Annotated in this window: 20 protein-coding genes; 6 read left to right on the top strand and 14 right to left on the bottom strand. The window is 70.4% G+C overall.

The genetic code is table 11. The features are described from left to right. Window positions 1-24: 24 nt before the first annotated feature. The 8 genes from VMD91_05325 to carB form a co-directional block, all read right to left on the bottom strand. Entirely contained in the window at window positions 25-969 is a 945-nt protein-coding gene (locus VMD91_05325) for a branched-chain amino acid ABC transporter permease (GenBank protein HTW83475.1), read from the bottom strand. Next, window positions 966-1,805 carry a branched-chain amino acid ABC transporter permease gene (locus VMD91_05320; protein HTW83474.1) on the bottom strand — a complete coding sequence of 280 codons (840 nt, stop codon included), beginning with the start codon at window positions 1,803-1,805 and terminating at the stop codon, window positions 966-968. The genes VMD91_05325 and VMD91_05320 overlap by 4 nt, the downstream gene beginning before the upstream one ends. A 40-nt stretch (window positions 1,806-1,845) precedes the next feature. Beyond that, the gene (locus VMD91_05315) at window positions 1,846-3,063 is read right to left on the bottom strand and encodes an ABC transporter substrate-binding protein (protein ID HTW83473.1); all 1,218 of its coding nucleotides are present in this window, start codon (window positions 3,061-3,063) and stop codon (window positions 1,846-1,848) included. A gap of 109 nt (window positions 3,064-3,172) precedes the next feature. Further along, the gene (locus VMD91_05310) at window positions 3,173-4,168 is read right to left on the bottom strand and encodes an SDR family oxidoreductase (GenBank protein HTW83472.1); all 996 of its coding nucleotides are present in this window, start codon (window positions 4,166-4,168) and stop codon (window positions 3,173-3,175) included. Next, window positions 4,165-7,287 (bottom strand): FAD-binding and (Fe-S)-binding domain-containing protein, encoded by a 3,123-nt coding sequence (locus VMD91_05305; GenBank protein ID HTW83471.1) that lies wholly within the window; start codon window positions 7,285-7,287, stop codon window positions 4,165-4,167. Before VMD91_05305 ends, VMD91_05310 begins: the two co-directional genes overlap by 4 nt. 39 nt (window positions 7,288-7,326) lie before the next feature. Then, complete coding sequence (locus VMD91_05300) at window positions 7,327-8,433, bottom strand: enolase C-terminal domain-like protein (protein ID HTW83470.1); 1,107 nt, start codon at window positions 8,431-8,433, stop codon at window positions 7,327-7,329. Continuing rightward, on the bottom strand, window positions 8,430-10,241 hold the full coding sequence (locus VMD91_05295; protein HTW83469.1) for a thiamine pyrophosphate-requiring protein: 1,812 nt from the start codon (window positions 10,239-10,241) through the stop codon (window positions 8,430-8,432). Before VMD91_05295 ends, VMD91_05300 begins: the two co-directional genes overlap by 4 nt. Before the next feature lie 167 nt (window positions 10,242-10,408). Then, window positions 10,409-13,594 carry a carbamoyl-phosphate synthase large subunit gene (gene carB, locus VMD91_05290; GenBank protein HTW83468.1) on the bottom strand — a complete coding sequence of 1,062 codons (3,186 nt, stop codon included), beginning with the start codon at window positions 13,592-13,594 and terminating at the stop codon, window positions 10,409-10,411. 99 nt (window positions 13,595-13,693) lie between these two features. On the opposite strand from carB, the gene VMD91_05285 reads away from it, so the two are divergent. Continuing rightward, the gene (locus VMD91_05285; protein ID HTW83467.1) at window positions 13,694-14,428 is read left to right on the top strand and encodes an NTP transferase domain-containing protein; all 735 of its coding nucleotides are present in this window, start codon (window positions 13,694-13,696) and stop codon (window positions 14,426-14,428) included. Next, entirely contained in the window at window positions 14,410-15,570 is a 1,161-nt protein-coding gene (locus tag VMD91_05280) for an MFS transporter (GenBank protein HTW83466.1), read from the top strand. Before VMD91_05285 ends, VMD91_05280 begins: the two co-directional genes overlap by 19 nt. A 3-nt stretch (window positions 15,571-15,573) precedes the next feature. On the opposite strand, the gene VMD91_05275 is transcribed toward VMD91_05280, so the two are convergent. Next, entirely contained in the window at window positions 15,574-16,371 is a 798-nt protein-coding gene (locus tag VMD91_05275) for a phosphodiesterase (GenBank protein ID HTW83465.1), read from the bottom strand. Between the two features lie 4 nt (window positions 16,372-16,375). Further along, window positions 16,376-16,759 carry a hypothetical protein gene (locus tag VMD91_05270; protein ID HTW83464.1) on the bottom strand — a complete coding sequence of 128 codons (384 nt, stop codon included), beginning with the start codon at window positions 16,757-16,759 and terminating at the stop codon, window positions 16,376-16,378. Window positions 16,760-16,845: 86 nt separating this feature from the next. On the opposite strand from VMD91_05270, the gene VMD91_05265 reads away from it, so the two are divergent. Together VMD91_05265 and VMD91_05260 are read left to right on the top strand one after the other, a co-directional pair. Beyond that, window positions 16,846-17,190, top strand: coding sequence for a metalloregulator ArsR/SmtB family transcription factor (locus VMD91_05265; GenBank protein ID HTW83463.1), 345 nt, complete (start codon window positions 16,846-16,848; stop codon window positions 17,188-17,190). Continuing rightward, entirely contained in the window at window positions 17,187-17,687 is a 501-nt protein-coding gene (locus VMD91_05260) for an SRPBCC domain-containing protein (GenBank protein ID HTW83462.1), read from the top strand. Before VMD91_05265 ends, VMD91_05260 begins: the two co-directional genes overlap by 4 nt. Window positions 17,688-17,706: 19 nt before the next feature. Here the strand turns inward: VMD91_05260 and VMD91_05255 are convergent, their stop codons facing one another. The 3 genes from VMD91_05255 to VMD91_05245 are packed head-to-tail and all read right to left on the bottom strand — an operon-like array spanning window position 17,707 to window position 20,130. Continuing rightward, complete coding sequence (locus VMD91_05255) at window positions 17,707-18,408, bottom strand: ATP-binding cassette domain-containing protein (protein HTW83461.1); 702 nt, start codon at window positions 18,406-18,408, stop codon at window positions 17,707-17,709. Continuing rightward, window positions 18,405-19,148, bottom strand: coding sequence for an ABC transporter permease (locus VMD91_05250; protein ID HTW83460.1), 744 nt, complete (start codon window positions 19,146-19,148; stop codon window positions 18,405-18,407). Before VMD91_05250 ends, VMD91_05255 begins: the two co-directional genes overlap by 4 nt. After that, on the bottom strand, window positions 19,141-20,130 hold the full coding sequence (locus tag VMD91_05245) for an aliphatic sulfonate ABC transporter substrate-binding protein (GenBank protein HTW83459.1): 990 nt from the start codon (window positions 20,128-20,130) through the stop codon (window positions 19,141-19,143). Before VMD91_05245 ends, VMD91_05250 begins: the two co-directional genes overlap by 8 nt. A 293-nt stretch (window positions 20,131-20,423) precedes the next feature. Between VMD91_05245 and VMD91_05240 the strand changes: the two genes are divergently transcribed. Continuing rightward, on the top strand, window positions 20,424-22,058 hold the full coding sequence (locus VMD91_05240; GenBank protein ID HTW83458.1) for a LuxR C-terminal-related transcriptional regulator: 1,635 nt from the start codon (window positions 20,424-20,426) through the stop codon (window positions 22,056-22,058). Next, on the top strand, window positions 22,055-23,713 hold the full coding sequence (locus tag VMD91_05235) for a helix-turn-helix domain-containing protein (GenBank protein ID HTW83457.1): 1,659 nt from the start codon (window positions 22,055-22,057) through the stop codon (window positions 23,711-23,713). Before VMD91_05240 ends, VMD91_05235 begins: the two co-directional genes overlap by 4 nt. A 1-nt stretch (window position 23,714) precedes the next feature. On the opposite strand, the gene VMD91_05230 is transcribed toward VMD91_05235, so the two are convergent. Beyond that, the gene (locus VMD91_05230) at window positions 23,715-24,641 is read right to left on the bottom strand and encodes an alpha/beta hydrolase (protein HTW83456.1); all 927 of its coding nucleotides are present in this window, start codon (window positions 24,639-24,641) and stop codon (window positions 23,715-23,717) included. Window positions 24,642-24,645: the final 4 nt, after the last annotated feature.

Here is a 24,645-nt window from a genome sequence, read left to right as displayed (position 1 = left end):
CCGCCGGCGGTGCGGCGCGCGGGGTCAGGTCTCCGCGCGCCGTCCCAGCTTCGCCAGCAGCTCGCCGACGATGCCGCGCCGGAAGAGCAGCACGCACAGCGCGAAGATGGTCCCCATCACCAAGTTCGTCTTGTCGCCGATCGGCGTCTTCGAGACGAAGTAGTCGAGGGACTCGAACAAGCCGGCGCCGACGATCGGGCCGACGATGGTGCCGATGCCGCCCAACACGGTCATCATGACGACCGCGCCCGAGGTGTGCCAGTCGACCATGTCGAGCCCGGCCAGCCGGTTGCCCAGCGCGTAGAGCGCGCCGGCGAAGCCCGCCAGACCACCGGCGATGGTGAACACGGCCAGCTTGTAGCGGTTGACCCGGTAGCCCAACGCGACCATGCGCTGCTCGTTCTCGCGCATCCCGCGCAGCACCATGCCGAACGGCGAGGCGACCAGCCGCAACGTCAGCCACACGCTGATCGCGACCACCGCGACCAGGATGTAGTAGAACGCGACGTCGTTCTCCAGCGGCAGGCCGAAGTAATGGCCGCGCGAGCTCAAGGAAAGCCCGTTCTCGCCGCCGGTGACGTCGGTCATCTGGAACACGCAGAAATACTGGATCATCGCGATGCCCAGCGTCACCATCGCGAAGTAGATGCCCGAGCGCCGGACCGAGATCAGGCCGACGACGAACGCCAGCACCAGCGCGTAGGCCACGCCGATGCACAGCGCCGGCACCGCGTCCAGCTGCGTGCGCGCGAGCAAGATCGCCGTCACGTAGCCGCCGCCTCCCCAGAACATCGCCTGACCGAACGAGAGCAGCCCGACGAAGCCGAACAGCAAGTCGAGCGAGACCGCGAACAGCCCGAAGCACACCAGGTCGATCGCGACCACCGGGTAGACGCGAATCGGCGGCAGCGGCAGGACGATCGCCAGCAGCAACAGCGCCGCACCGATGAGCAGCAGCGGCCGCTTCACCGGCTCCCCTCCGCTCGCCCGAACAGGCCGGCCGGCCGCAGCACGATCACGATCACCATGACGATGAAGATCAGCGTGGTCGAGATGGGCGCGTAGAACACGCTGCCCAGCGCCTGAAGCACGCCCAGCGCGAAGCCCGCCACGATCGAGCCGAGCACCGAACCGAGGCCGCCGATGACGACGATCGCGAACGTATAGATGATGATGCTGTCGCCCATGCTGGGCTGGACGTTGGTGGTCGGGGCGGCCAGCACGCCGGCCAGCGCGGCCAGTGCCACGCCGCAGCCGAACGTGAGGGTGACCAGGCGCCGGGTGTCGATGCCGAGCGCGCGCACCAGCACCGGGTTCTCGGTGGCGGCGCGGATGCGCGCACCGACCGGCGAGCGTTCGACGATCCACCAGGTCCCCGCGCAGACGAGCAGCGCGACGATGATGACGAACAGCTTGTAGAGCGGGTAGAGCGTGAAGCCCAGGTTGACGATCCCGCTCAGCGCGTCGGGCGCCGAGTAGGGCGAGCCCAGCGGTCCGGCCAGGATGCGCATCAGGTCTTCGATGACCAGCGTGAGCGCGAAGGTCAGCAGCAGGTTGTAGAGCGGATCGAGCCCGTACAGGCGGCGCAGCAGCGTCGTCTCGAGCAGGATCCCGAACGCGCCGACGACGACCGGCGCCACGATCAGCGCCGCGTAGAACGGGAGGTGCAGCTCTTGCGCGCCGTAGTAGGTCGCGAACGCGCCGAGCATGTACATCGTGCCGTGCGCGAAGTTCACCACGCGCAGCATGCCGAAGATCACGCTCAGCCCGAGGGCGAGCAGCGCGAAGAACGCGCCGCTCGCCAGCCCGTTGAAGACCTGGGTGACGAGGTAGTCTGGGCTCAGGCTACCAGTCCTTCACGCACTTGGACTGCGAGACGGGACGGAAGGCCTCCTCGCCCGGGATCGTCTGCAGGATCTTGAACCACGCGTGCGGCTCCTTGACTTCGCCCTTCGGGAGCACGTCGACGACGTACATGTCGTGCAGAACGCGATGGTCGCGCGCGCGCCACTCGCCGTGGTGCGCGTAGAAGTCGTTGAACTTGCGACCGTCCAGGTACGCGACGACCTTGTCCGCGTCGGTCGAGCCGACCGCCTTGACCGCGTTGAGCCACTGCGTCGCGGCGGAGTAGTCGGCGGCCTGGATGTCGGTCGGACGAAGACCGTGATTGCGCGCGCTCCAGCGGTCCGCCCATGCGCGCGCGGCCTTGTCCTCGTCCCAGTACCAGGACGTGGTGATGCGCGATCCGGCGAACACGTCCGGCAACGCGTCGACGTCGCTGAGGAACAGCAACCCGACGGCGATCTTCATGTCGTGGTCGAGGCCGAACTGATGCGCGGCCTTCATGCTGTTGACCGTGTCCGCGCCGGCATTGAGCAGGCCCAGCACTTGCGCGTGCGAGTTCTTCGCCGCGATCACGTACGAGCTGTAGTCGGTCGTACCCAGCGGAATCTCGCTGTTCGCTATGAACGATCCGCCGAACGGCTGGATCGCGGCGCTGAAGTCTGCCAGCATCTGCTTGCCGAACGCGTAATTGGCGACGAAGCCGTACCACGTCTTCCCACCCGTCTTGGCGATGTACGATCCGGTGGAGTGAGCCAACGCGTACGTGTCGTAGGCGTAGTGGTAGGTGTACTTGCTGCAGTTTTCGTTGGTCAGCGCCGACGACGCGCCGCCGGTGACGATCTCGAGCTTGTGCTTCTCCTTCGCCACGCCGTCGACGGCCAGCGCCGTCGCCGAGTTGGTCAGGTCGAGCGCCAGCTCGGCGCCGCTGTCGAACTCCTCGCGCGCTTTCGCCGCGGCGGTGGGGCCGTCGTTGCGATGATCGATCCCGTCGACGACCAGCTCGCGCCCGAGCACCTTGCCGCCGAAGTCCTCCACGGCCATCTTGACCGCGTCGACTGCGCCCGGTCCCGACAACGCGGAGTAGACGCCGCTCATGTCGGTGATGACGGCGATCTTGATGGGCCCGTTGTCGGCGGCGGCGACCGGCGTCGGGCCGCCCAGGGACGTCACCAGCAGCGCCGTGGCCAACGCCGCCGGGACGGAAGAATGAATGCGCATTCGAATCACCTCGTGAAGATGAGTTGCGTCGTCGGTTTCCCGCCGGTGCGCACGTTCCTCCGGTGGCGGTCCGAATGCACCCGTTCGGGTGTATCGGTGCGCGCTCGCGCTACCCGCGCCGGCGCGCCGTCGCCAGCACCGCGACCAGCGCCGCGGCGCACGCGATCCCGGCCGTCGCGCGGTGCGTCGACAACCATAGCTGCGAGCTGGTCGTGCGCGCGCGGTCGTCGAACGCGCCGTGCGCGCCCCAGTCGCCCGGCAGCGGCCGCTCGAGGTTGTCGGGCCGCCCCGGCGGGTCGCCGCCGTCGTACTGCTGGCTGGCGTAGCCGGTCCGACCGAGGTAGCGGTCCGTGTAGCCCGGTGCGAGGATCTGCCCGACCAGCGCTTGCAGCGCCGACCACCCGATCACGAGCTCCCGCCGCCGGTGCTCGGCGAGCCAGACCACGCCGCGCGCGATGACCTCGGGCTGGTAGATCGGCGGAACCGGCTGCGCCTTGCGCGGCAGCTTGTTGCGCAGCCAGCTGAACTGCGGCGTGTTGACGGCCGGCAGGATCGCCATCGTGATGCGGACCTTGCTGCGGCGATGGTACAGCTCGCAGCGGATGCTGTCGGTGAAGCCGCGGATGGCGGACTTCGCGCCGCAGTACGCCGCCTGCAAGGGGATGCTGCGGTAAGCCAGCGCCGAACCCACCTGGACGATCGTGCCGCGATCGCGCGGCAGCATGCGCCGCAGCGCGGCCTGCGTTCCCCACACGTAGCCCAGGTAGCTGACCTCGGTGATGCGCCGGTACTCCGCGGGCGTCAGCTCGACGAACTCGGCGAAGACGCTCGAGAACGCGACGTTCGTCCACACCTCGATCGGCCCGAGCGCGGCTTCGATCTCCGCGGCCGCGCGCTCGACGGCGTCGGCGTCGGCGACGTCGGTGGGGACCGCGTGGGCGCGGCCGCCCAGCGCTTCGACCTCGCGCTGCGCCGCCGCCAGGCCGTCGACGCCGCGCGCGATCAGCCCGACGTCGTAGCCGGCTCGCGCATACTCCCGCACGACGGCGCGCCCGACGCCGGCCGAAGCGCCGGTGACGACCGCAACCTTGCGCTGGCCGCTCACCGGCGCCCCCGTGCGATCAGCGTGCCGAGCACGCCGCCGAGCACGAGCGTCGCGGCCGCCAAGCCGACGGCGGCGTCGCGCTGCGCCCGGCGTCGTTGCGCGCGCCGGTCGGGCATCGCGGCCGACTCCGGATATGCTCCCGCCCGGTGCGCCCCCGGGTGCAGCGCCAGCCACAGCACGTCGGCCAGGTGCAGCGGTTGCCGCTCGCCGGTCTGCATCACTTGCTCGCGGCACGAGAAGCCGTCGGCGACGACGAGCTGCTCCGGCGGCGCTTCGCGCACCGCGGGCAGATACGCCAGCTCACCGGCCGCGATCGAGACGTCATAGTGCTCGCCGGCCTCGAAGCCGAACGCCCCCGCCATTCCGCAACAGCCGTCGTCGAGGAAGCGCGCGCGCACGCCGCTGCGTTCGAGCGCGCGCTGCGTCCCGGCCATCCCCAGCGCGCGCTCCGCCTTCTGATGACAATGGCCGTGCAGGATCGCCTCGCGGTCGAGCTGCGGCGGCGTCCAGTCGGGATCGCGGGTCAAGAAGTCGCCGAGCAGCGTGACCTGGCGGCTCAGGCGCTTCGCGTCCTCATCGTCGGGCAGCAGGTTCATCAGCTCGTCGACGAAGACGCTGGCGCACGAGGGCTCCAGCACGACGATCGGCGTGCCGGCCTCGATCTCCTCGCGCAGCCCGTCGAGGATCTGCCGCAGCATGATCTGCGCGAGGTCGAGCATGCCGTAGTCGTAGAGCGGGCGCCCGCAGCAAAAGGTCCCCGCCGGCACGCTGACCGCGTAACCCGCCGCCTCGAGCACCTCGACCGCGTGCTGCGCCGTCGTCGCGTGGAGGTAGGTGTTGAACGTATCGGCCCACAGCACGACGCGGCCCTTGCGCCCCTCGCCACGCGGACCGCGCGCGCGCCACCACGCCCGGAACGACTGCTCGGCGAACAGCGGCACCGTGCGCCGCGGTGCCATGCGCACCAGCGCCTTGGCCACGCTCGAGAACGGCGGCGTCTGGCTGACCGCGTTGACGACCCGCGGCGCGAACGAGGCCAGGTGCGCCCACCACGGGATGAGCCCGAACGCATAGGCCCAGATCGGCCGGCGTTTGCGCTCGTAGTAGTGGGAGAGGAACTCGGCCTTGTACGAGGCCATGTCGACGTTGACCGGACAGTCGCCCTTGCAGCCCTTGCAGGCCAAGCACAGGTCGAGCGCCTCTTTGACGGCCTCCGACTGCCAGCCCTCGCGCAGCGGCTCGCCTTCCAGCATCTCGAACAGCAGCCGCGCGCGGCCGCGCGTCGAGTGCATCTCTTCGCGAGTCACGCGATACGAGGGACACATCGTGCCCTGCTCGTGCCGCCGGCATTTGCCCACCCCCACGCACCGGTTCGCCGCGTACGCGAACGAGCCGTAGTCCTGCTGCTGGAAGCGCAGCCGCGTGCGCGGGTTCCAGGGCTCGTAGTGCGGGCCTTCGCGCAGGTTGCTCTCGGGCGGATACGGGTCGACGACCTTGCCCGGGTTCATCTTGTGCTCGGGGTCCCAGGCATGCTTGAACGCGCGGAACGCGTCGACGATCGCGTCCGAGTACATGATGTTCAGATAGGCGGCCTTGGCCTGCCCGTCGCCGTGCTCGCCGGAGAGCGATCCGCCGTAGCGCTTGATCAGGTGCGCGGCTTCGAGCATGAACGAGCGGTACGCGGCCACGCCCGGCGCGCTGGCGAAGTCGAAGGTGATCCGGCAGTGCACGCAGGCCTGTCCGAAGTGACCGTACATCGGCGAATCGTAGCCGTACTTGTCGAACAGCGCGCGCAGGTCGCGCAAGTACGCGCCGAGCTTGTCGGGCGGGACGGCGGAGTCTTCCCAGCCCTCGTGGTTCTCGGGCTTGTTGGGCCGCTTCGTCGACGCGCCGAGCGCCGCTTCGCGCAGCTCCTTGAGGTCCTGCTGCGGCGCGCGATCGGCGTGCAGGATCGCATGCTCGTACTCGCCCCGCAAGGCGTGCTGACACGCCTGCGCGGCTGCGATCGCCGCGTCCTTGTCGTCGTCGCCGAACTCGGCCATCAGCCACGCCGCGCCGCGCGGGAGCAGCTGCATGTCCTGCAGCTCGATCTTCTTCAACCGCATGTCGTCGATCAGCGTCTCGTCGAGCCCCTCGAGCGCCAGCGGGCGGAACGCGTTGATCTGCGGAACGCGGTCGGCCGCTTCGAAGATGTCCGCGAAGCCGAGCACCAGCAGCACGCGATGCGCCGGGTTGTGGACGAGCCGCACCTTCGCCGAGAGCACGAACGCGCAGGTGCACTCCGTTCCGACCAGGGCGCGGGCGACGTTGAAGCCGTGCTCGGGCAGCAGCTCCTGCAGCGGATAACCCGAAACGCGGCGCGGGATGTCGGGAAAGACGCGCCGGATCTCCTCGGCGTAGGCGTCGCGAATCGCGCGCATCTGGCGGTAGAGGTCTCCCACCCGGTCCGCTCGCCCGCACAGCGCCGCCAGCTCGGCGTCGCTCGTCGGACCGACGGTGAGCCGCACGCCGTCGTAGGTGACCACGTCGAGCTCGAGGACGTTCTCCTCGCACTTGCCGGCCATCTGCGCGTGCATCCCGCACGAGTTGTTGCCGATCATCCCGCCGTACGTGTTGTGATCGTGCGTCGCCGGGTCGGGTCCGAAGATCAAGCCGTATTGCGCGACCGCTTTGTTCAGCTCGTCGGTCACCAAGCCCGGCTCGACGCGTGCCCAGCCTTCCTCGGGGTTGATCTCCAGGATCCGGTTGAAGTATTTCGAGCAATCCAGCACGACGGCGACGTTGCAGCACTGCCCGGCCAGCGAGGTCCCGCCGCCGCGCGCCAAGATCGGCGCGCCGAACGTACGGGCCACCGCGAGCGCGGCCAGCACGTCGTCGGCGTCGCGCGGGACGACCACGCCGATCGGCACTTGGCGGTAGTTCGACGCGTCGGTCGCGTAGAGCGCGCGACTGCCGGCGTCGAACCGGACCTCGCCGGCCACCCGCGCGCGCAACGCGGCCTCGAGGGCCGCCGTATCACCGTGCCAGGCGCCGCGCGCGTCCGGCCGTGCCCCGGACGGCGGCGGCGTCAGCGCGGCCAGCCGCGTCCGTTCGACGCCGGCGATGAGGTCGATCAGCACGGCGAGGCCCTCCGCTCGGTGGTGGCGGCCGCGCGCCCCTCAGACGGCGTAGCGCTGCGCGTCCGCACGCTTGAAGGTCAGGCCGTGGCCGGGGCGCGAGCGATCCGGCCGGAGCACGCCGCCGACGGGCTCGACGAAACCGTCGAACAGCTCGCGCTCGATGCGGACGTGATCGGCGAACCACTCGACGTGCCGCAGCCGCAGCAGCGCGGCGGCCACGTGGAGATGCAGCGCCGGCGCGCAGTGGGTCGAGAGCGGAGCGCGCACGACCTCGCAGTACCCGTCGATCGCCGCCAGGCCGGTGTACCCGGCGCAACGGGTGGCGTCGGCTTGCAGCACGTCGACGTTCGGCGCGACGCGGGCGGCGTCGGAGCTGTCGGTGAGGTACTCGCCGGAGCTGATCGCCATGCCGGCCGGCGCGCGTTCGCGCACGCGGCGCAAGCCGGCGTGATTGGCCGGATCCACCGGCTGCTCGAACCAGGTGACGTCATGGGCGGCGAACCGTTCGGCCATCGCCAGCGCTTGCGGTACGTCGTACGCGCCGTTGGCGTCGACGAACAGCGCACACGCCGGCCCGATCGCGCGCCGCGCCGCGGCGACCCGCGCGGGATCGGCCTGCGGATCGCGGCCGACCTTCATCTTCACCGCGCGAAAGCCGTCGCGCGCCCAGCCGGCGAGCTGGTCGCACAGCGAGCGTTCGTCTTCCGAGGTGAAGCCGCCGCTGCCGTACACCGGCACGTTCTCGCGCGCGCGGCCGAGCAGGTCGCACAGCGGAACGCCGTGCAGCCGCGCGCACAGGTCCCACAGCGCGACGTCGACCGCCGCGATCGCGTACGACGCCAAGCCCGGCCGATCGTCGTTGCGCACCGCGTCGATCAGCGTACGCCAGAGCGCGCGCACGCCGAGCGCATCGGCGCCGCGCACGACCTCGGCCAGCCGCTCGTGCACGAACAGCGCCGCTGCCGCGCTGGCGTACGTCCACCCCGTCCCGACGACGCCGCCGGCCTCGAGCTCGACCAGCGCCAGCGTGGTGGCGGACCAGCGCGCGGTCCCGTCCGACTCCGGCGTCCGCGTCGGGATGCGATACGCGCTGACGGTGATGCGATCGATCGGAAGCGTCCCGGCCGGGGCCGCCGCGACGCTCACCGCTTCGTTTTCTCGCCGCGGCCCGGCATGATGCCGGCCAAGACGCCCTTGACGGACTGCACGATGGCCGGCCCCGCCTCGGGATCGTGCTGCAGCATCGCAGCCGTGAAGCTGCGCGCCTGCTCCGGCTCGATGTACGGGGGCAGCATCGAGATGTTCGGATCGGTCATGACCTCGACCACCGCCGGACGATCGGCGGCCAGCGCGCGCGTGAACGCCGCCGCCAGGTCGTCGACGTGCTCCACGCGGATGCCCTCGAAGCCCAGGGTGCGCGCGAACTGCGCCATCGAGACGTCGGGCAGGTGCTGCGAGGCCGGGAAGTCCGGCGCGCCGCTCTCGATGCGCATCTCCCAGGTCACCTGGTTGAGGTCGCGGTTGTTGGCCACCACGAACACGAGCCGCGGATCGCTCCAGGTCTTCCAGTAGCGGGCGACCGTGATCAGCTCGTTCATGCCGTTCATTTGCATTGCGCCGTCACCGGTGATGGCGATCGCCACCCGATCGGGAAACGCGAACTTGGCGGCGATCGCGTACGGGACGGCCGAGCCCATCGTCGCCAAGCCGCCGGAGAGCGACCAGCGCATGCCGCGCCGCATCTGCAGATGGCGTGCCGACCAGTTCGTCGAGGTTCCGGCGTCGGCGCTGAGGATGCAGCGATCGGGCAGCTGCCGGTTCAGCTCGACGAAGACGTCCTCCGGGTTGACCTGCCCGTCGGTGCCCGAAATACGCGCGCGGCCGGCGTCGACGCGCGCTTGTTCGTCGCGGTGCCGGGCGATCGTCGCCCGCCACGACGTGTCGGTCTGCTCGGCCAGCAACGGATACAGCGCGGCCAGCGTGTCGCGCGCGGTCCCTTGCAGGTTGACCTCGGTGGCGTACCGCACGCCCAGCCGCGAGCCGTTGACGTCGATCTGCACGCCCCGTGCCTGACCCGGCCGCGGCAAGAACTGCGCGTACGGATAGTTCGTCCCGACCATCAGCAGCGTGTCGCACTCGCGCATCAGGTCGCTCGAGGCCTTGGTGCCGAGCAATCCGATCGTGCCGGTCACCCAGGGCAAGTCGTCGGGCAGCACGGCCTTGCCGAGCAGCGCCTTCGCGCAGCCCGCTTGCAGCCGATCCGCGACGGCGATCAGCTCCTCCTGGGCGCCGAACGCGCCGGCTCCGACCAGGATCGCGACCTTGCTCCCCGCGTTGAGGACGTCGGCCGCGCGCCGCAGGTCGGCATCCGACGGCAGCATGCGGCCGAGCGCGATCCCGATGCTCGAGGAGGTGAAGTTCATGGCGTGCGGCGGCTGCGCGATCGCCTTCTCTTCCTGCACGTCCTTGGGGAAGATCAGCGCCGTGACCGTGCGCTCGGACAATGCGCCGCGCATCGCGCGATCGATGGCATGACGTGCTTGCGCCGGGTTGGTAACCGTGACCAGATACTCGCTCGCGACGTCTTTGTAGAGCGCGTGCAGGTCGACTTCTTGCTGGTACTCGCTGCCGATCGCGCTGGTCGCGGTGTGACCCGCCAGCGCCAGCACCGGCGTGTGATCGTTCTTCGCGTCGTACAGCCCGTTGAGCAGATGGATCGCGCCCGGACCCGAGGTCGCCAGGCACACGCCCAGCTCGCCGGTGTACTTGGCGTGCGCGGTCGCCATGAAGGCGGCTTGCTCCTCGTGACGCACCTGGACGAAGTCGATGCGATCGTGCGCGCGATCGATTGCGGCGATGATGCCGTTGATGCCGTCGCCCGGATAGCCGTAGATGCGCTTGACGCCCCAAGCGATCAGGCGTTCGATCAGAAAATCGCTGACGGTAGCAGACACGGCTCGTTCCTCTTCAGGCGGCGCGGTAGTGATGCTGGTGCGCGGCGCGTTCGCGGGCCGCGATCACCCATACCGTTCCCCCGATCGACTGCACGCGCGTTCTCCTCGGGGGCTACGTACCCCGACGATGACGCGGTTCAATCGGAACGCTCGCGCGTCCGCAGGCGCTAGGTCGCGAGCGCTCCGCGGTGCGCCGCTTGGTACTCTTGCAGCGAGCGGGGCGGCCCGGCTTCGGACTCCAACGCGGTGACGAGCGCGCGCGCGGTGTCGAGCGAGGTCAGCGAAGCGATCGACGCCTCGACGGCCGCGCGGCGGATGCGGTAGTTGTCCGTCGGACCGCGACCGGTGCGGAAGTCGTTGATGACCAGATCGACGGTGCGCTGCTGGATGATCGTCAGCACGTCGGGCGTGCCCTCGCCGATCTTGTCGATCCGCTCGGCGAGGATGCCGTTGGCGGTCAGCACGTCGTACGTGCCGGGCGTGGCGACCAGCGTATGGCCGAGCGCGACCAGGCGCCGCATCAGGTCGACGGCTTCGCCCTTCTCCTCGTCGCTGATCGAGACGAGCACGCGCCCGCCCTCGCGCGGCAGCCGAATGCCGGCACCGACGAAGCCCTTGCGCAGCGCGCCGGCGTACGTCTCGTCGATCCCCAGCACCTCACCGGTCGACTTCATCTCCGGCCCGAGGGCGGTCTCGACGCCACGCATCTTGGCGAACGAGAAGACCGGCACTTTGACGACGACGTAGTTCGGCTTGGGCGCCAAGCCGGTGCCCCAGGGCAGATCGCGCAGCTTCTCACCCAGTGCGATGCGCGTCGCCGCCGCGACCAGGTTGATCCCGGTCGCCTTCGAGATGATCGGCACCGTGCGGCTGGCGCGCGGGTTGGCCTCGATGATCAACAGCTCGTCGGTGCCGGCCGGGATGACGAACTGGATGTTGATCAGCCCGCGGATGCCCAGCTCGCGCGCGATCGCCTCGGTGACGGTGGCGATGCGCGCCTCCATCGCGTCGGAGACCGTCTGCGTCGGGTAGACGCTGATCGAGTCACCGGAATGGATGCCGGCGCGCTCGACGTGCTCGAAGATGCCCGGAATCAGGACGTCGTCGCCGTCGAACACCGCGTCGACCTCGACCTCGCGGCCGCGCATGTACTTGTCGACCAGCAGCGGCGCGCCGGGCGTGATCGGCGGAGCGGACTCGACGTACGAGGCCAGCTGGCCTTCGTTGTAGACGATCTCCATGCCGCGGCCGCCCAGCACGTACGACGGCCGCACCAGCACCGGGAAGCCGATCTCGCGCGCGATCGCGCGCGCTTCGCGGAACGTGTTGGCGGCGCGTCCCTTGGGGCGCGCGACGCCCAGCTTCTCGAGTACCGCTTCGAACTTCTCGCGATCCTCGGCCAGGTCGAGCGAACGGCGGTCGCTGCCGACGATCGCGATGCCGCGCGCCGCCAGCTGGCCGGCCAGATTGATCGCCGTTTGTCCGCCGAACGCGAGCATGACGCCTCGCGCGCCGGTCGCGCGCGCGACCATCTCGACCTCGTCGGCGCCCGGCGGCTCGAACACCAGCACGTCGGAGACGTCGAAATCGGTCGAGACGGTCTCGGGATTGTTGTTGATGACGACCGCGGCGCGGCCGGCCTGGCGCAGCGCCCAGGCCGCGTGCACGCACGAGTAGTCGAACTCGATCCCTTGGCCGATGCGGATCGGACCGCTGCCGACCACGACGACCGCTTCGCCGGGCGCGGGGCGCATCTCGTCGCTCTCGCCGCGCGAGAGGTAATAGTAGGGCGAGCGCGCGGGGAACTCGGCCGCCGCGGTGTCGACCATGCGGAACTGCCCGTTGTCCGGCAACACGGTGGCGCCGCCGGTCAACGAGGCGATGCCGCGCGAGGAATACCCCGCCCGGACCGCCGCGGTGAGATCGGCGTCGTTCGCGCCGGCCCGCAACCGCTCTTCGAGGGCCACCAGCTCGGCGAACTCCCACAGCCAGAAGCGGTCGATCGTGGAGAGCGCGTGCAGCGCGTCGAGGTCGCGGCCGCGGCGCAACAGCTCGGTCACCGCGAACAGCCGGTCGTGCGTCGGCTCCGTCGTCGCGCGCTCGAGCTCGTCGTCGCTCCACTGCTCGTACGTGCCGCCGGTCAGCGTCTCGAACTTGAGGTCCAGGCCGCGCACGGCTTTCATCAGCGCCGCTTTGAACGTGCGGCCGATCCCCATCGCCTCGCCGGTCGACTTCATCTGCGTGCCGAGCCGGAAATCCGCCAGCGGGAACTTGTCGAACGGCCAGCGCGGGAACTTCACGATGCAGTAGTCCAGCGTCGGTTCGTAGGCGGCTTTCGTTCGGCCGCCGGTGACCGGGTTGGGGATCTCGTCGAGCGTCTGGCCGAGCGCGATCTTGGTCGAGATCTTGGCGATCGGATAGCCCGTCGCTTTGGAGGCCAGCGCCGAGCTGCGTGAGACGCGCGGGTTGACCTCGATGATCTGGTATTCGTTGCGATCGGGGTGCAGCGCGAACTGGATGTTGCAGCCGCCCTGCACGTTGAGCGCGCGGATGACGTTGATGCTGGCGGTGCGCAGCATCTGGTAGTCGAGATCGGAGAGCGTCTGCGAGGGCGCGACCACGATCGAGTCGCCGGTGTGCACGCCGACCGGATCGATGTTCTCCATGTTGCACACGACGATGCAGTTGCCGGCCCGGTCGCGCAGGACTTCGTACTCGATCTCTTTCCAGCCCAGCAGCGAGGTCTCGACCAGCGCCTGGTGGATCAGCGAGGCGTCCAGACCCGTGCGCAGCGTCGCCCGCAGCTCGGCCTCGTCGCGCACGATGCCGCCGCCGGTCCCGCCCAGCGTGTACGCCGGGCGCACGACCAGCGGATAGCCGACCTCGGCCGCGAACGCGACGCCTTCCTCGACCTGGGTGACGATCTCCGAGCGCGGCACCGGCTCGCCGATCTCGATCATCTTGGCCTTGAAGCGCTCGCGGTCTTCGGCCAGCTTGATCGTGTCGAGCGGCGTCCCGAGCAGCTCCACGTCGTACTTCTCGATGACGCCGGCCTCGGCCAGCTCGACGGCGAGGTTCAACCCCGTCTGCCCGCCCAGCGTCGGCAGCAGCGCGTCGGGGCGCTCCCGCGCGATGATCCGCTCGACCGACGCGACCGTCAACGGCTCGAGGTAGACCGCGTCCGCGATCTCCGGATCGGTCATGATGGTGGCCGGGTTGGAGTTGACGAGGACGACCCGGTGGCCTTCCTCGCGCAGCGCCCGGCACGCTTGCACGCCGGCGTAGTCGAACTCGGCGGCCTGCCCGATGACGATCGGGCCCGAGCCGATCACCATGACGGTTCGCCGGGACATCCAGTCCAGGATACGGCCGGCTGATGCGAGGTCCTGCCCCGCTCTCTCGCTCGCTCGGCGAGAGGAGCCCTGGCCCGGCGCTCGCAACCGTGCTCGTCGATGCGTGCCGTCATCACCGCCGGCGGAACCGTGGACGGCGCGTTCGCCGAGGCGATCGGCACGCCGGTCAAAGCGCTCGCGCCGTGGGGAACCGGGACGCTGCTCGATGCCGTGCTCGCCGCATGTGCCGGTGCGGGCGTCGAACGCACGGCGGTCGTTGGCGGCGCGGCCGTGCGCGCGCACCTCGCGGGGCGCGACGACGTGCGCGTGCTCGACGCCGTCGACGACGGATCCGTCAACGTGCTGCACGCGCTCGACGCGTGGCCCGGCGAACGCATCGTCTACCTGACCTCGGACTTGCCGTTCGCCGGCAGCGCGGGCGTGCGCGACCTGATCGCGCGCAGCGCGCCCTACGCGCTCACCATGGGCATCGCCGGCGCGGGCGCGTATCGCGCGCGCTTCCCCGGCGCGGCGGATCGCGCGGTGCGGCTGGGACGCGAGCGGGTCGTCAACGCCTGCGGTTTCGTGATCGCGCCCGAGGCGGTCGCGCCGTTGCGCGGCTTCGCGACGCGGTTCTTCGCGGCGCGCAAGAGCTTGCTGCGGATGGCCCTGCTGCTCGGCCCGGCGATGACGCTGCGCTTCGCGCTGCGGCGGCTCGAGGTGGCCGGCGTCGAAGCGTTCGCGGCGCGGCGACTGGGCATCCCCGTCGGCGCGATTCGCGATTGCGACCCCGGACTCTGTTACGACGTCGACGCGCTCGACGACTACCGGTACGCGTGCGCGCTGCGCGCTTAGCGGGCCTGTGGTTCGGCATCCAAGCGGTCTGGACGGCGATCCTCGGCGTCGTGCTGCAAGACCGCGTGAGCGCGTTGGCGCCGCACGCGGTCGACACGTACGCGCTGCTGGCCGCGGTCGGGGCCGCCCTCGCGTCGGTCGTGCAAGTCGCGGCCGGCTTCGCCTCCGACCGGATGCGCACGTCGGCCGGCGGCCGGCGCGCGTTCTACGCCGCCGGCGTGGCACTCGCGCTGCCCGCGATCGTCGCGTTCCCGGCGGCCGGCTCGCTGGGCTGGCTGTGGGTCGCGACGATCGTGCTGCAGCTGGGGATGAACCTGGCCGGCGGCCCGTACCAGGCCGTCGTCGGCGACTACGTCGCGGCGGATCAGGTCGGACGCGCGTCGTCGTGGATGAGCACGGCGCAATTCTGCGGCAGCGTCGCCGGTTTGGTGCTGGCGACGCTGCTGCACGGGCTTCCCCTGGGTGTGACGCTCGCGGCCTGCCTGCTCGCCGGCTGGGCCGTCACCGACGCGCAGGCGCGGCGGCTGCCGTTGATCGCGGACGCGCACGTCCCGCTGCGCCTCGACGCGAGCGCGCGCACCCTCATCGCGGCACGAGCCGCGATCAACGTCGGCTTCTACACCCTGTTCGGCTTCTTGTTCTTCTTCGTGCGCGAATCGCTCGGCGTCGCCGACGCGCGCACGACGACCGGCATCCTGTTCTTGCTCTTCACGGTCGCCGGCGTGGCCGGCGCCGCGCTGGCGGGTCGCCCGGCCGATCGCCTCGACAAGCGCGTGGTGGTCAGCATCGCCGGCGGCGCGATCGCGCTCGCCGTCGGTGCCTTCGCGGCGGCGCCGACCGTGCCGGTCGCACTCGTCTGTGCCGCCGGCGCGGGCGCGGCCTGGGGCGCGTTCTTCACCGCCGACTGGGCGCTGGCGTACGCGGTCTTGCCGCGCGGCGCGCTGGCGGCCGCGATGGGCGTCTGGAACCTCGCGGCGGCGATCCCGCAAGTGCTCGCCCCGGCGATCACCGCGCCGCTGGTCACCGCGCTCGACGCGCGCGCGCTCGGATGGGGCCCACGGGTCGCGCTCTGCTGCGTGATCGTCGAGTTCGCGATCGGCACCGCGTGGCTGTGGCGGCTGCCGCGCACGGAGGCGCGCTAGCGCTCAGGCGCGCAGCTGGATGCGCTCTTCGGCGGAGCGACCGCCGAGATACCGCACCTCGGTGACGACGCGCGAACCGGTCCATCGGTGCAGCGCGAACCCCGGTGCTTCGAGGCGCAACCCATAGAGCACGCCCGCGCGGTCGAGGACGAGCTGTGGCGCGGTGCTGGGCGCGGTCGACGCGGCCGAGCCCGCAAAGGCGACCGTCACCGCGCGGTGGACGTGACCGCAGACGATGCGCGCGACCTGCGGGTGCGCGGCGATCAGCTCGGCGAGGGCCTCGACGCCGCGGAAGCCGTGCGCGTCGACCGGAGCGACCCCGATCGCGAACGGCGGGTGGTGCATCGCGAGCAGCGTCGGTCGCGTCGGCGCCTCTTCGAGCCGCTCGGCCAGCCATGAGAGCCGTTCGGCGTCGAGCTCGCCGCCGGGGTGCTTCTTGCGCACCGTGTCGAGGCCGATGACGCGCAGCGGCCCGGCGTCGACGCACCACTGCAGCGGGCCGTGCGCCGGCAGGTAGGCGTGGTCCGCGAACGCGGCGCGCAACGCCGCGCGGTCGTCGTGATTGCCCGGCAGGACGAAGACCGGAACGCTCGCGTGCGCGAGCAGCTTGCGCAGGCGCTTGTACTCCTTGGGCTTGCCGCGATCGGTCAGGTCGCCGGTGGCCAGCACCAGATCGGGTCGCGGCTGGAGCGCATCGATCGCTTCGAGCGCGCGCCGCAGGTACGGTGCCGTCGGCACCATGTGGTGCACGACGGCCCCCTTCGGGCGGACGTGCAAGTCGGTGATCTGCGCGATCAGCACGCCCCTATGATCGGTCGGCGACGTGCCAACTGGGTGGCACGCGGGCCCCGCGTTCGTTGGCCAGCGAGGTCAGCGCCAGTGTGGTCGTGAGGATGCCCAGGCACGTCTGCGCCCAGCCGATCCCGGCCGGCGGCACGAAGATGCTGGCCGAGACGATGACCCAGATCCCCAGCCCCACGTTGAGCGCCGACCAGTAGTTGTGCGGGACCTGGCCGTGCGCGATCAGCGTCGCCAGGGCCACCCCGACGATCGCGATACCGCACCAGAATAGGTTCTCGCGCGGCGCGGTCGCGGGCGTCGCCGTCCAGTGGGACGCGAAGACGAGCAGACCGCAGACGATGTTGTTCAACGCCGCCCGGTTGGGGCGTGGCGACGATGCCTCGGGCATGCGGTGACCTCCAGCCTTCTTCTTCCCCACGGCGCGGGTTCGACCACCGCTTGACAAACACATAAGTATCAACTTATATATCAGGCGTGACCCCGTCGCCGCACGTCTCGATGCTCATGCGCACGCTGTCGGATCCGACCCGGCGCGCGATCTTCGAACGGATCGCGCGCGGCGGCGAGACGACGGTCGGCGTGCTCACCCGGGCCGGACGCGTCTCACAGCCGGCCGTCTCGCAGCACGTCAAGGCGCTGCAGGACGCGCGCTTGATCGTCGGCCGACGGGAAGGCCGTAACGTGTTCTACCGCGCCGACCCGCGCGGACTGGCCCCGCTCGCGAATTGGATTCGCTACTACGAGCAGCTCTGGGCGCAGAGCTTCGATCGCCTGGACGACTACCTGCAGACGATGCAGAGAAACGAGACGAATTCGTGATCGACCATAGCCCGACCACTCCCGCCGCCGACGAGCGCATCGTGATGAAGCGCGTCTTCGCGGCCCCGCGCGAGCGCGTCTTCGCCGCCTGGACCACCGCCGAGCACTTCGCGCGCTGGTTCGGTCCCGACGGCTGTACGACGGAGGCGTGCACGCTCGACGCGCGCCCGGGCGGCAGCCTGCGCTTCCACATGCTCTGCGAGGGCATGGAGCCGTGGATCGGCGGCACCTACCGTGAGGTCGTCGCCCCGGAACGGATCGTCTTGCGGTGGGGCTTCCAAGACGAAGCCGGCAACCGCGTTCATGCGACGACGTACGGATTGAGCGAACAGCATCCGCTCGAAACGGTCGTCACCGTGACGCTCGTCGAACGCGACGGCCGGACCGAGATGACGATGGAGCAGACCGTCCCCCGCGACTTCCCCGAGCGCGACCAGATGCGCGCGGGCTGGACGATGGGCTTCAACCACCTCGCCGCGCTGCTGGCGACGCCCTGACCGGCGCGGCGCGCCGCCGCTAGCGCGACGCGGCGCGACGCACCCGGCCGTCGTGCTCGGCGACTCCCAGCGCGCCGAGGATCGCCGCGCGCGTCGCATCCTCGCCGACCGTCCCCGCGAAGGCGATCTCGGCCGGCGTGCCCGCGAGCACCACGACGCGGTCGGCGAGCGCGAGCGCGTCGTCGACGTCGTGCGTCACCAGGATCGCCGAAGCGCGGGTGAACTCGAGGATCTCGCGCACGGCGCTGCGCAGCTCGATCCGCCGCAACGCGTCGAGCGCGGCGAACGGCTCGTCGAGCAGCAGCAATTGCGGATCGCGCACGAGCGCCCGCGCCAGCGCCCCCCGCTGCGCCATCCCGCCCGAGAGCTGCTTGGGCAAGCGTTTCGCCGCGTGCGCGAGCCCGACCAGCCCCAGCACGCCGTCCACCCGCGCGCGCTCCGCGTCGGTGCGGGCCGGGAACGCGACGTTGCGCGCGACGTCCAGCCACGGGAAGAGCCGTGGCTCTTGGAAGACGACGCCGACCTCACCGCTGGTCGCGATCGTGCCCGCGTCGGGCGCGTCGAGTCCCGCGATGCAGCGCAGCAGCGTCGACTTGCCGCAGCCGCTCGCGCCGAGGATGGCCACGCGCTCGCCGCGCGCGACATCGAGCTCGAGTCCGTCGAACACCAAGTGGTTGCCGTACGCCTTGCGCAGGCCGCGAATGCGCGCCGCCAGACTCATGCCGGCACCGTGTCCGTCCAGCCCACCAGCCGCCGCTCGAGCCAGCGCATCCCGCTCTCCGAGAGCTTGCCGCACGCCGCGAACAGCAGGATCGCGACCAAGATCTCGTCGGTGCGCGTGGTCTGCTGCCCGTCGGTCAGCAAGAACCCGATGCCGTTCGTCGCCGCCAGCAGCTCTGCCGCCACCAAGAACAGCCACGCTTGCGTGAGCCCGATGCGCGCACCGACCAAGAGCTGCGGCAGCGTCGCGGGCACCAGCACGCGCGCGATCAGGGCGGCGCGCGAGAGCCCCAAGCTGGTGCCGACCTCGACCAATTTCCGGTCGACGCCGCGAATGCCGGCAACGAGCGCGACGTAGATCGGAAAGAACGCGCCGATCGCGACCAGAGTGATCTTCGCCGACTCGCCGATGCCCAGCCACAGCAAGATCAACGGCACCCAGGCCAGCGAGGGAACCGCACGGATCGCCTGCAGCGTCGGATCCAGCGCGCGTTCGAACGTGCGCGAGCCGCCCACCACCGCGCCCAGCACGATCGCCGCCGCCAGCGCGATCGCGAACCCGGCTGCGACCCGCGCGACGCTGGCCGCCAAGTCGTGCCACAACGCGCCGGTCGCCGCGAGGTTTCCGAGCTCGGCGAGCACGTCGTGCGGCGAGGCGAACTGGTAGGACTTCACCCAGCCGCGCGCCGTCGCCAGCCACCAGCCGGCGAGCAACGCGAGCGGCAGCGCGAACCTAGCCACGGAGCGCCAACGTCGCCGGCGCCGCGTCGGCCAAGCTCGCCGCCGAAGCGTCCAGGTCCGCGTCGGGCCGCGCGAGCTTCTCCGAGCGCACGAAGCTGACCACTCCGCCGATCGCCGCGCGGAAGTCCCGGTCCGGGACGCCCGTGCCCGGGTAGCTCGTGCGCTCACGCAGCTGCAGCTCGGCGACCCTGCGGTCCAGGTGCGAGGCGTCGGCCAACAGAGCCGCCGTCTCGTCGACGTGCGCGGCCGCATATTGCCGAGCGCGCGCGTACTGCTGCAACACGATGCGCGTCAGATCGGGATGCTGCGCGAGGAAGTCCTCGCGCGCGTTGAGCGTGCCGTAGGTGTTGAACGCGACGTTGCGATAGAGCAGCCGCGATCCGGCCTCCAGCTGTGAGGCCGCCATGTGCGGGTCGAGGCCCGCCCAGGCGTCGACCTGGCCGCGTTCGAGCGCCACCCGCCCGTCGGGGTGCTGCAAATCGACGATGGTGACCTGGTCCTGCGTCAGGCCGACCGTCGCCAACGAACGCAGCAGGAAGAACCACGGGTCGGTCCCGCGCGTCGCGGCGATCTTCTTCCCTTTGAGATCGCGCAGCGAGCGCAGCGGGGAGTCCTTGGCCACCACCAGCGCGGTCCACTCCGGCCGCGAATAGAGGAAGACCGTGTGCAGCGGTGTGCCGTTGGCGCGCGCGAGGAAGGCGGCGCTGCCGGCCGTCGAGCCGAACGCGACGGTCCCGGCCTGCACGAACTGGTTGCCCTTGTTGGATCCGAGCGAGAGCACCCAGTCGACCGCGGTCCCGCGCTTGAGGAGCGCCTCTTCGAGCCAACCCTTGGACTTGAGCACCAGACTGGGCGGGTTGTAGTAGGCGTAGTCGACGCCGATGCGGTCCGGCTCCGCCGCGCGCACGGCGCGCGGGACGGCCGCGGCGAGCGCGACGCCGCCGGTTAGGCCGAGAAATCGAGAGCGAGGGAACGAGGTCACGGTGGACGCCTCCTGATGCGATGGGAAAGCGAGCGGAGCGAAAACGAAAGCCCCCGCCGGTCGGCGAGGGCTCTGTAGACGGTGGTCGCGCGGCGCGCGATCAGCTCATACGGACCCTGGCCGACCCCCGGGGGAGCAGCACATGGACATTGCGAGCCGACAGCTCATCGAACGCATGAGTGCGCCGACCATACCATGTGCCCGGCGCGGCGTCAAGTTGTTCGGTCGGAGGCCGGCCGGAGCGGCGCGGGACGTCGAAAAGACGAGGCTGCTCGTTAGCAGAATCGTCAAGGATGACCACGGCTCGGATCGGCGCGGCGGTGAGCGCCGCTCTGGTCATCCACCCGGGGTTGGCCCTGCGCGAGGCGACCGATTTCTGGGCGCGTGGCGCTTTCGAGCGCTGCCTGGAGGCCCTCGACGCTCTGGAGGCGAGCGGTGGCCTCGTGGCCGGGACGGCGACGGCAGCGGATGCACTCATCCTGCGCGCGCGCGCGCTCCTGCGCCTACGCAGGTATAGCGAGACGCTCGCGCGTTTGGACGCTGCAACGGTGACGACCATCGAGGACGCCGCTCGCGTACAGCTGCAACGCGCCGCGGCGCTTACACGCACCGGCGACGTCGAACGGGCGCTCGACATGCTGGCGGAACTTCGCCGGACGCCGGGCGCCCTGGACAACCCGCGCCTGGCTGCCGAGTGCGCCTACCGCGAGGCGGTCATGCATTGGGTGCTCGGTGCGGAGGACGCGAGCGTCCACGCCGCGCTGACGTGCGAAGCGTTCGACGATCCGCACTGGTCGGTCTCGAGCAGAGAAGTGCGCGCGTGGTGGCGACAGCGCCACGGCGACTATCCGGCTGCGCTGCGACTGCTTCGGGACGCGCTCGCCGCGTACGACCGCGGCCGCGAGCACGATCGCGACGACCATCACGAGCTGCTGCTGGTCGCTCACGTCGCGGCACTCGAACTGCACCTGCGCAGCGCCGGCGTTGCGGGCGCCTACGTCGCGCGGCGCGAGGCCGGCCTCGACTACACCGCATCGCTCGTATCCCGCAGGCTGGCCAGCACCGTGTGCGGCGTCGACGCCTGGCTCGCGGCGTTGAATGGCGACCGTCCGGCAGCGTTCCGACTGCTGCGACGAGCGGTCGACCTCAATCCCGAGCCCGAGCGGAGCATCTGGCCGATGGCCACGCGCGCGGTCGTGATGGACTTGCTCGACAACGGAGAAGCCGCCGCGGACGTTGCGGCGGAAGGGCTCTCGTACGCGCGGCGCATCGACTGGGCGCAAATGACCGAGGGACAGGCCTACGGGCCGCTCTTCCTGGCGGAGTTCTTCGCGCGGCGAAATCCGGCGGTCGCGCGTGAGCTCCTCGGGATGTACGAGCTGGCGGTCAAGACGATCGAACAGTACTCGACCAACGTCGACGATCGTCGCAATGCCGGCATGTACGCGTTCGTTTCCGGCCTCATCCGTCGCACCGAGGGCGATCACGCCGGCGCACACCGGGATCTGCTCGACGCGAGTCGACTCTTCGCCTCGGTCACCTTCCTGTGGCGTGAAGTGCACGCCCTCATCGAGCTCGACACCGTTCCGGTTCCCGATGGCGACGCCGCGGAACTGCTCGAACGCGCCGTGCAGGCAGTACGCTTTCACTTCCCGCGGTCGTTTCTCGCCGACTTGCTCGGCCCATGGCTGCGCGCATACGACGACCCCGTGACGGCCGCGTTCTCACCGATGCGTCGCCAAATCTTGCGGCGTCTGCTCGACGGCGTGAAACCGAAGGAGATCGCCGCGCTGCTGGGCCTGGCCATCGGTACGGTACGCAACCACATCGGCGAGATCCAGGCAGCCTTCGGGGTGCACTCGATGCAAGGGCTGCTCGTCGCCGCGCGCCTGCGCGGCCTCGGTCCGCCGCAGTCTTGGAACCGATGAACGCGGCGATCGCCGTCCATCCCGAGCGCGCCCTGCGCGCCGCGCGCGAGCTCTGGTCGCGCGCGGCGTTCGAGCATTGCTTGGAAACCCTCGACGCACTCGAGGCAAGCGGCGGCCTCACCGGCTCAGCCGCGGCTGACGTCCTCGTCCTGCGCGCGTTCGCGCTTTGGCGCACGCGAGCGTTCAGCGCGATGGTGGCCTGCCTCGACGTCGACCCCAGGGTGTTCGCAGATCCGCGGGACGCCGCGCGCGTACGGCTGATGCTCGCGGCCGGACTCACGCGCAGCGGTCAGCCGGATCGCGCGCTCGCCCTGCTCGCGGAGCTTCGCCGAACCCCCGGCGCGGTCGACACGCCGGATCTCGAAGCGCAGTGCGCCTATCACGAGGGGTACGCCTATTTCGTCGCCGGCGACGACGTGACGTGCGAGGAGCGCGCCTCGATCGCCCGGGCGTACGAGCATCCGACCTGGTCCATCCACGCGCGGTCGACCCTCGCCTCTCGCAGGCTGAGACGAGGCGAATACCATGAGGCACTCGCGCTCTTCCGCGAGACCGTGGCCGCCTACCAGCGCGGTGGGGATCGCGACGACGTGGCTGAAGCGCTGTACCACTCGAACATCACACAGCTCGAGCTGGTCTTGCGATCGGCAGAGGTCCGTGACACCAGACCGGTGCGGCGTCGGAGCGCGCTCGACTATACGGCCTCGAAGCGTATGCGCTTCCTGGGCCACATCACCTTCGGCATGGATGCGTGGCTCGCCGCGCTCGACGGTGACCGCGCCGAAGCATTGCGCCTGAGTCGGCGTGCCGTCGACTTGGCGGACTCGCCGGCCAGACTCGTCTGGGCGTTGGGCCAACGCGCGCTGCTCGCCGACGTCCTGGCCAATCGCGAGGCCGCTCTCGATTACGCGAATGAAGCCCTTCAGCTGTGCCGGCGGATCGATTGGGCGCGTCACGACGAGTTCGACGGTCACGCTCCGGTTCTGGTCGCCGAGACGCTCGCAACGCGCAACCCTGCGGCCGCGCGTGAGCTGCTGGGGATGGTCGAGATCGCGTTGCGAACGCTGGATCCGAATACGAACAATCGCGACGACGACCGGATCGCCGCGCACTTTGCGTTTATCGACGGCCTTGCGCGCCGGACGGACGGTGACCTCGCTGGTGCTCACCGCTCCTTCCTGGACGCCAGCAATCTCTTTGCCCGGATATCGAATCACTGGCGCGTCGCCCGAACGCTCGTCGAGCTCGATACGGTGCCGATGCCGGGTGGGGATGCCGCAGCGCATCTCGACCGCGCAGCCCGGTTGGTTCGAAGCGACTACCCGGCCTCGTTCCTCGCCGATCGTCTCGGACCGTGGCTGCGCGCGTACGACGATCCCATCGTCGCGGCGTTCTCGCCGATGCGTCGACACGTCTTGCGCCGCCTGCTCGACGGCGTCAGCCCGAAAGAAACGGCAGCGTTGCTCGGCCTGGCCATCGGGACGGTGCGCAATCATATCGGCGAGATCCAAGCAGCCTTTGGTGCCCACTCGATGCAAGAGCTCATCGTCGCCGCGCGACGCCGCGGCATCGGCCCGCCGAATCCCCCGTACGGCAGCCCTGGCGTACCGGTGGTATCGGTGAGCGCAGAACCTACATGGCCACGATCCGGGTGATCTAGAGCGTCGTCAAGAACGCGTCGACCGCGGCCAGGAAGCGGTCGGGCTGATCGAGCATCACGAAGTGTTTCGCGGGCGCGATCGAGACCACGGTCAGCTTGCGGGCGTGCGCGAAGAGCGCCTTGTACGCTGCGGCCTTCTCCGGCTCGGTATAGTGGACGGCGACCTGCGGGTTCGCCTCCGACGGATCGTAGGGTACGATCTCCTCGATCGGCGCGGTGATCGCGCCCAGGCGCGGGCGCAGGTCGACCTCGAGATCGGCCGCGATCCAGTCGGCAGCGGTCGTCGCGTCGCTTTGTGCGGCGAGTGCGGCCATCGCCGTCGCCAACGCCGGATCGGTCACGCCCTGCGCGCTCATGAACCCCGTCTCGTATTCGACCAGCTGTGCGGGTGTTTGCAGCCGTAACGTCGAGGCGCTGCGCCCGGCGGCCTCTTTGCGCTGCGCGGGCGTGAGGTCGTCGGTGTCGGGGAAGATCGGCAGCGCGTCGACCGCGACGACGCCGCGGACCCGCGTCGGATGCTGCTCCGCGAAGGCGAGCGCCAGCGTGCCGCCCAGGCTGTGCCCGATGAGCACGGCCTTCTCGACGTGTGCGCGATCGAGCACCGCGTTGAGGTCACGCACGAAGCCGGCAACGGAGGGCGTCCCCTGCGGCGGCTGACCCGCGAAACCGGCCGGCGTCACGGCGTACACCGTGTGCGTCGCGGCAAGGTGCGGGATCAGCCCGTACCACTCCCAGGTGCCGCAGGCAAGCTCCGGCAGCAGGACGATCGGCTCGCCGCCGGTCCCATACGTGTCGACGTGGAGCGTGCCGACTTGGAAGGACGACGCCGCGAGCGGCGCGGGCGGCAGCGTCGCCGCCATGCCGACGCACGGAGTCGCCACGAGCAATGTCGTCGTCAACACGACGACGTGAGCGAGCCGCATGCGA

This window comes from Candidatus Sulfotelmatobacter sp., assembly GCA_035504415.1.
Classification (GTDB): Bacteria; Vulcanimicrobiota; Vulcanimicrobiia; order Vulcanimicrobiales; family Vulcanimicrobiaceae; genus Vulcanimicrobium.
This window is presented reverse-complemented; position numbering and strand designations above follow the sequence as displayed.

What these genes read in the sequence shown, in the direction of transcription:
- VMD91_05285 (HTW83467.1), top strand. Translation starts at nt 13,694, where the DNA reads ATGCGTGCCGTCATCACCGCCGGCGGAACCGTGGACGGCGCGTTCGCC.
- VMD91_05255 (HTW83461.1), bottom strand. Translation starts at nt 18,408, where the DNA reads ATGAGTCTGGCGGCGCGCATTCGCGGCCTGCGCAAGGCGTACGGCAAC.
- VMD91_05270 (HTW83464.1), bottom strand. Translation starts at nt 16,759, where the DNA reads ATGCCCGAGGCATCGTCGCCACGCCCCAACCGGGCGGCGTTGAACAAC.
- VMD91_05230 (HTW83456.1), bottom strand. Translation starts at nt 24,641, where the DNA reads ATGCGGCTCGCTCACGTCGTCGTGTTGACGACGACATTGCTCGTGGCG.
- carB (HTW83468.1), bottom strand. Translation starts at nt 13,594, where the DNA reads ATGTCCCGGCGAACCGTCATGGTGATCGGCTCGGGCCCGATCGTCATC.
- VMD91_05235 (HTW83457.1), top strand. Translation starts at nt 22,055, where the DNA reads ATGAACGCGGCGATCGCCGTCCATCCCGAGCGCGCCCTGCGCGCCGCG.
- VMD91_05240 (HTW83458.1), top strand. Translation starts at nt 20,424, where the DNA reads ATGACCACGGCTCGGATCGGCGCGGCGGTGAGCGCCGCTCTGGTCATC.
- VMD91_05315 (HTW83473.1), bottom strand. Translation starts at nt 3,063, where the DNA reads ATGCGCATTCATTCTTCCGTCCCGGCGGCGTTGGCCACGGCGCTGCTG.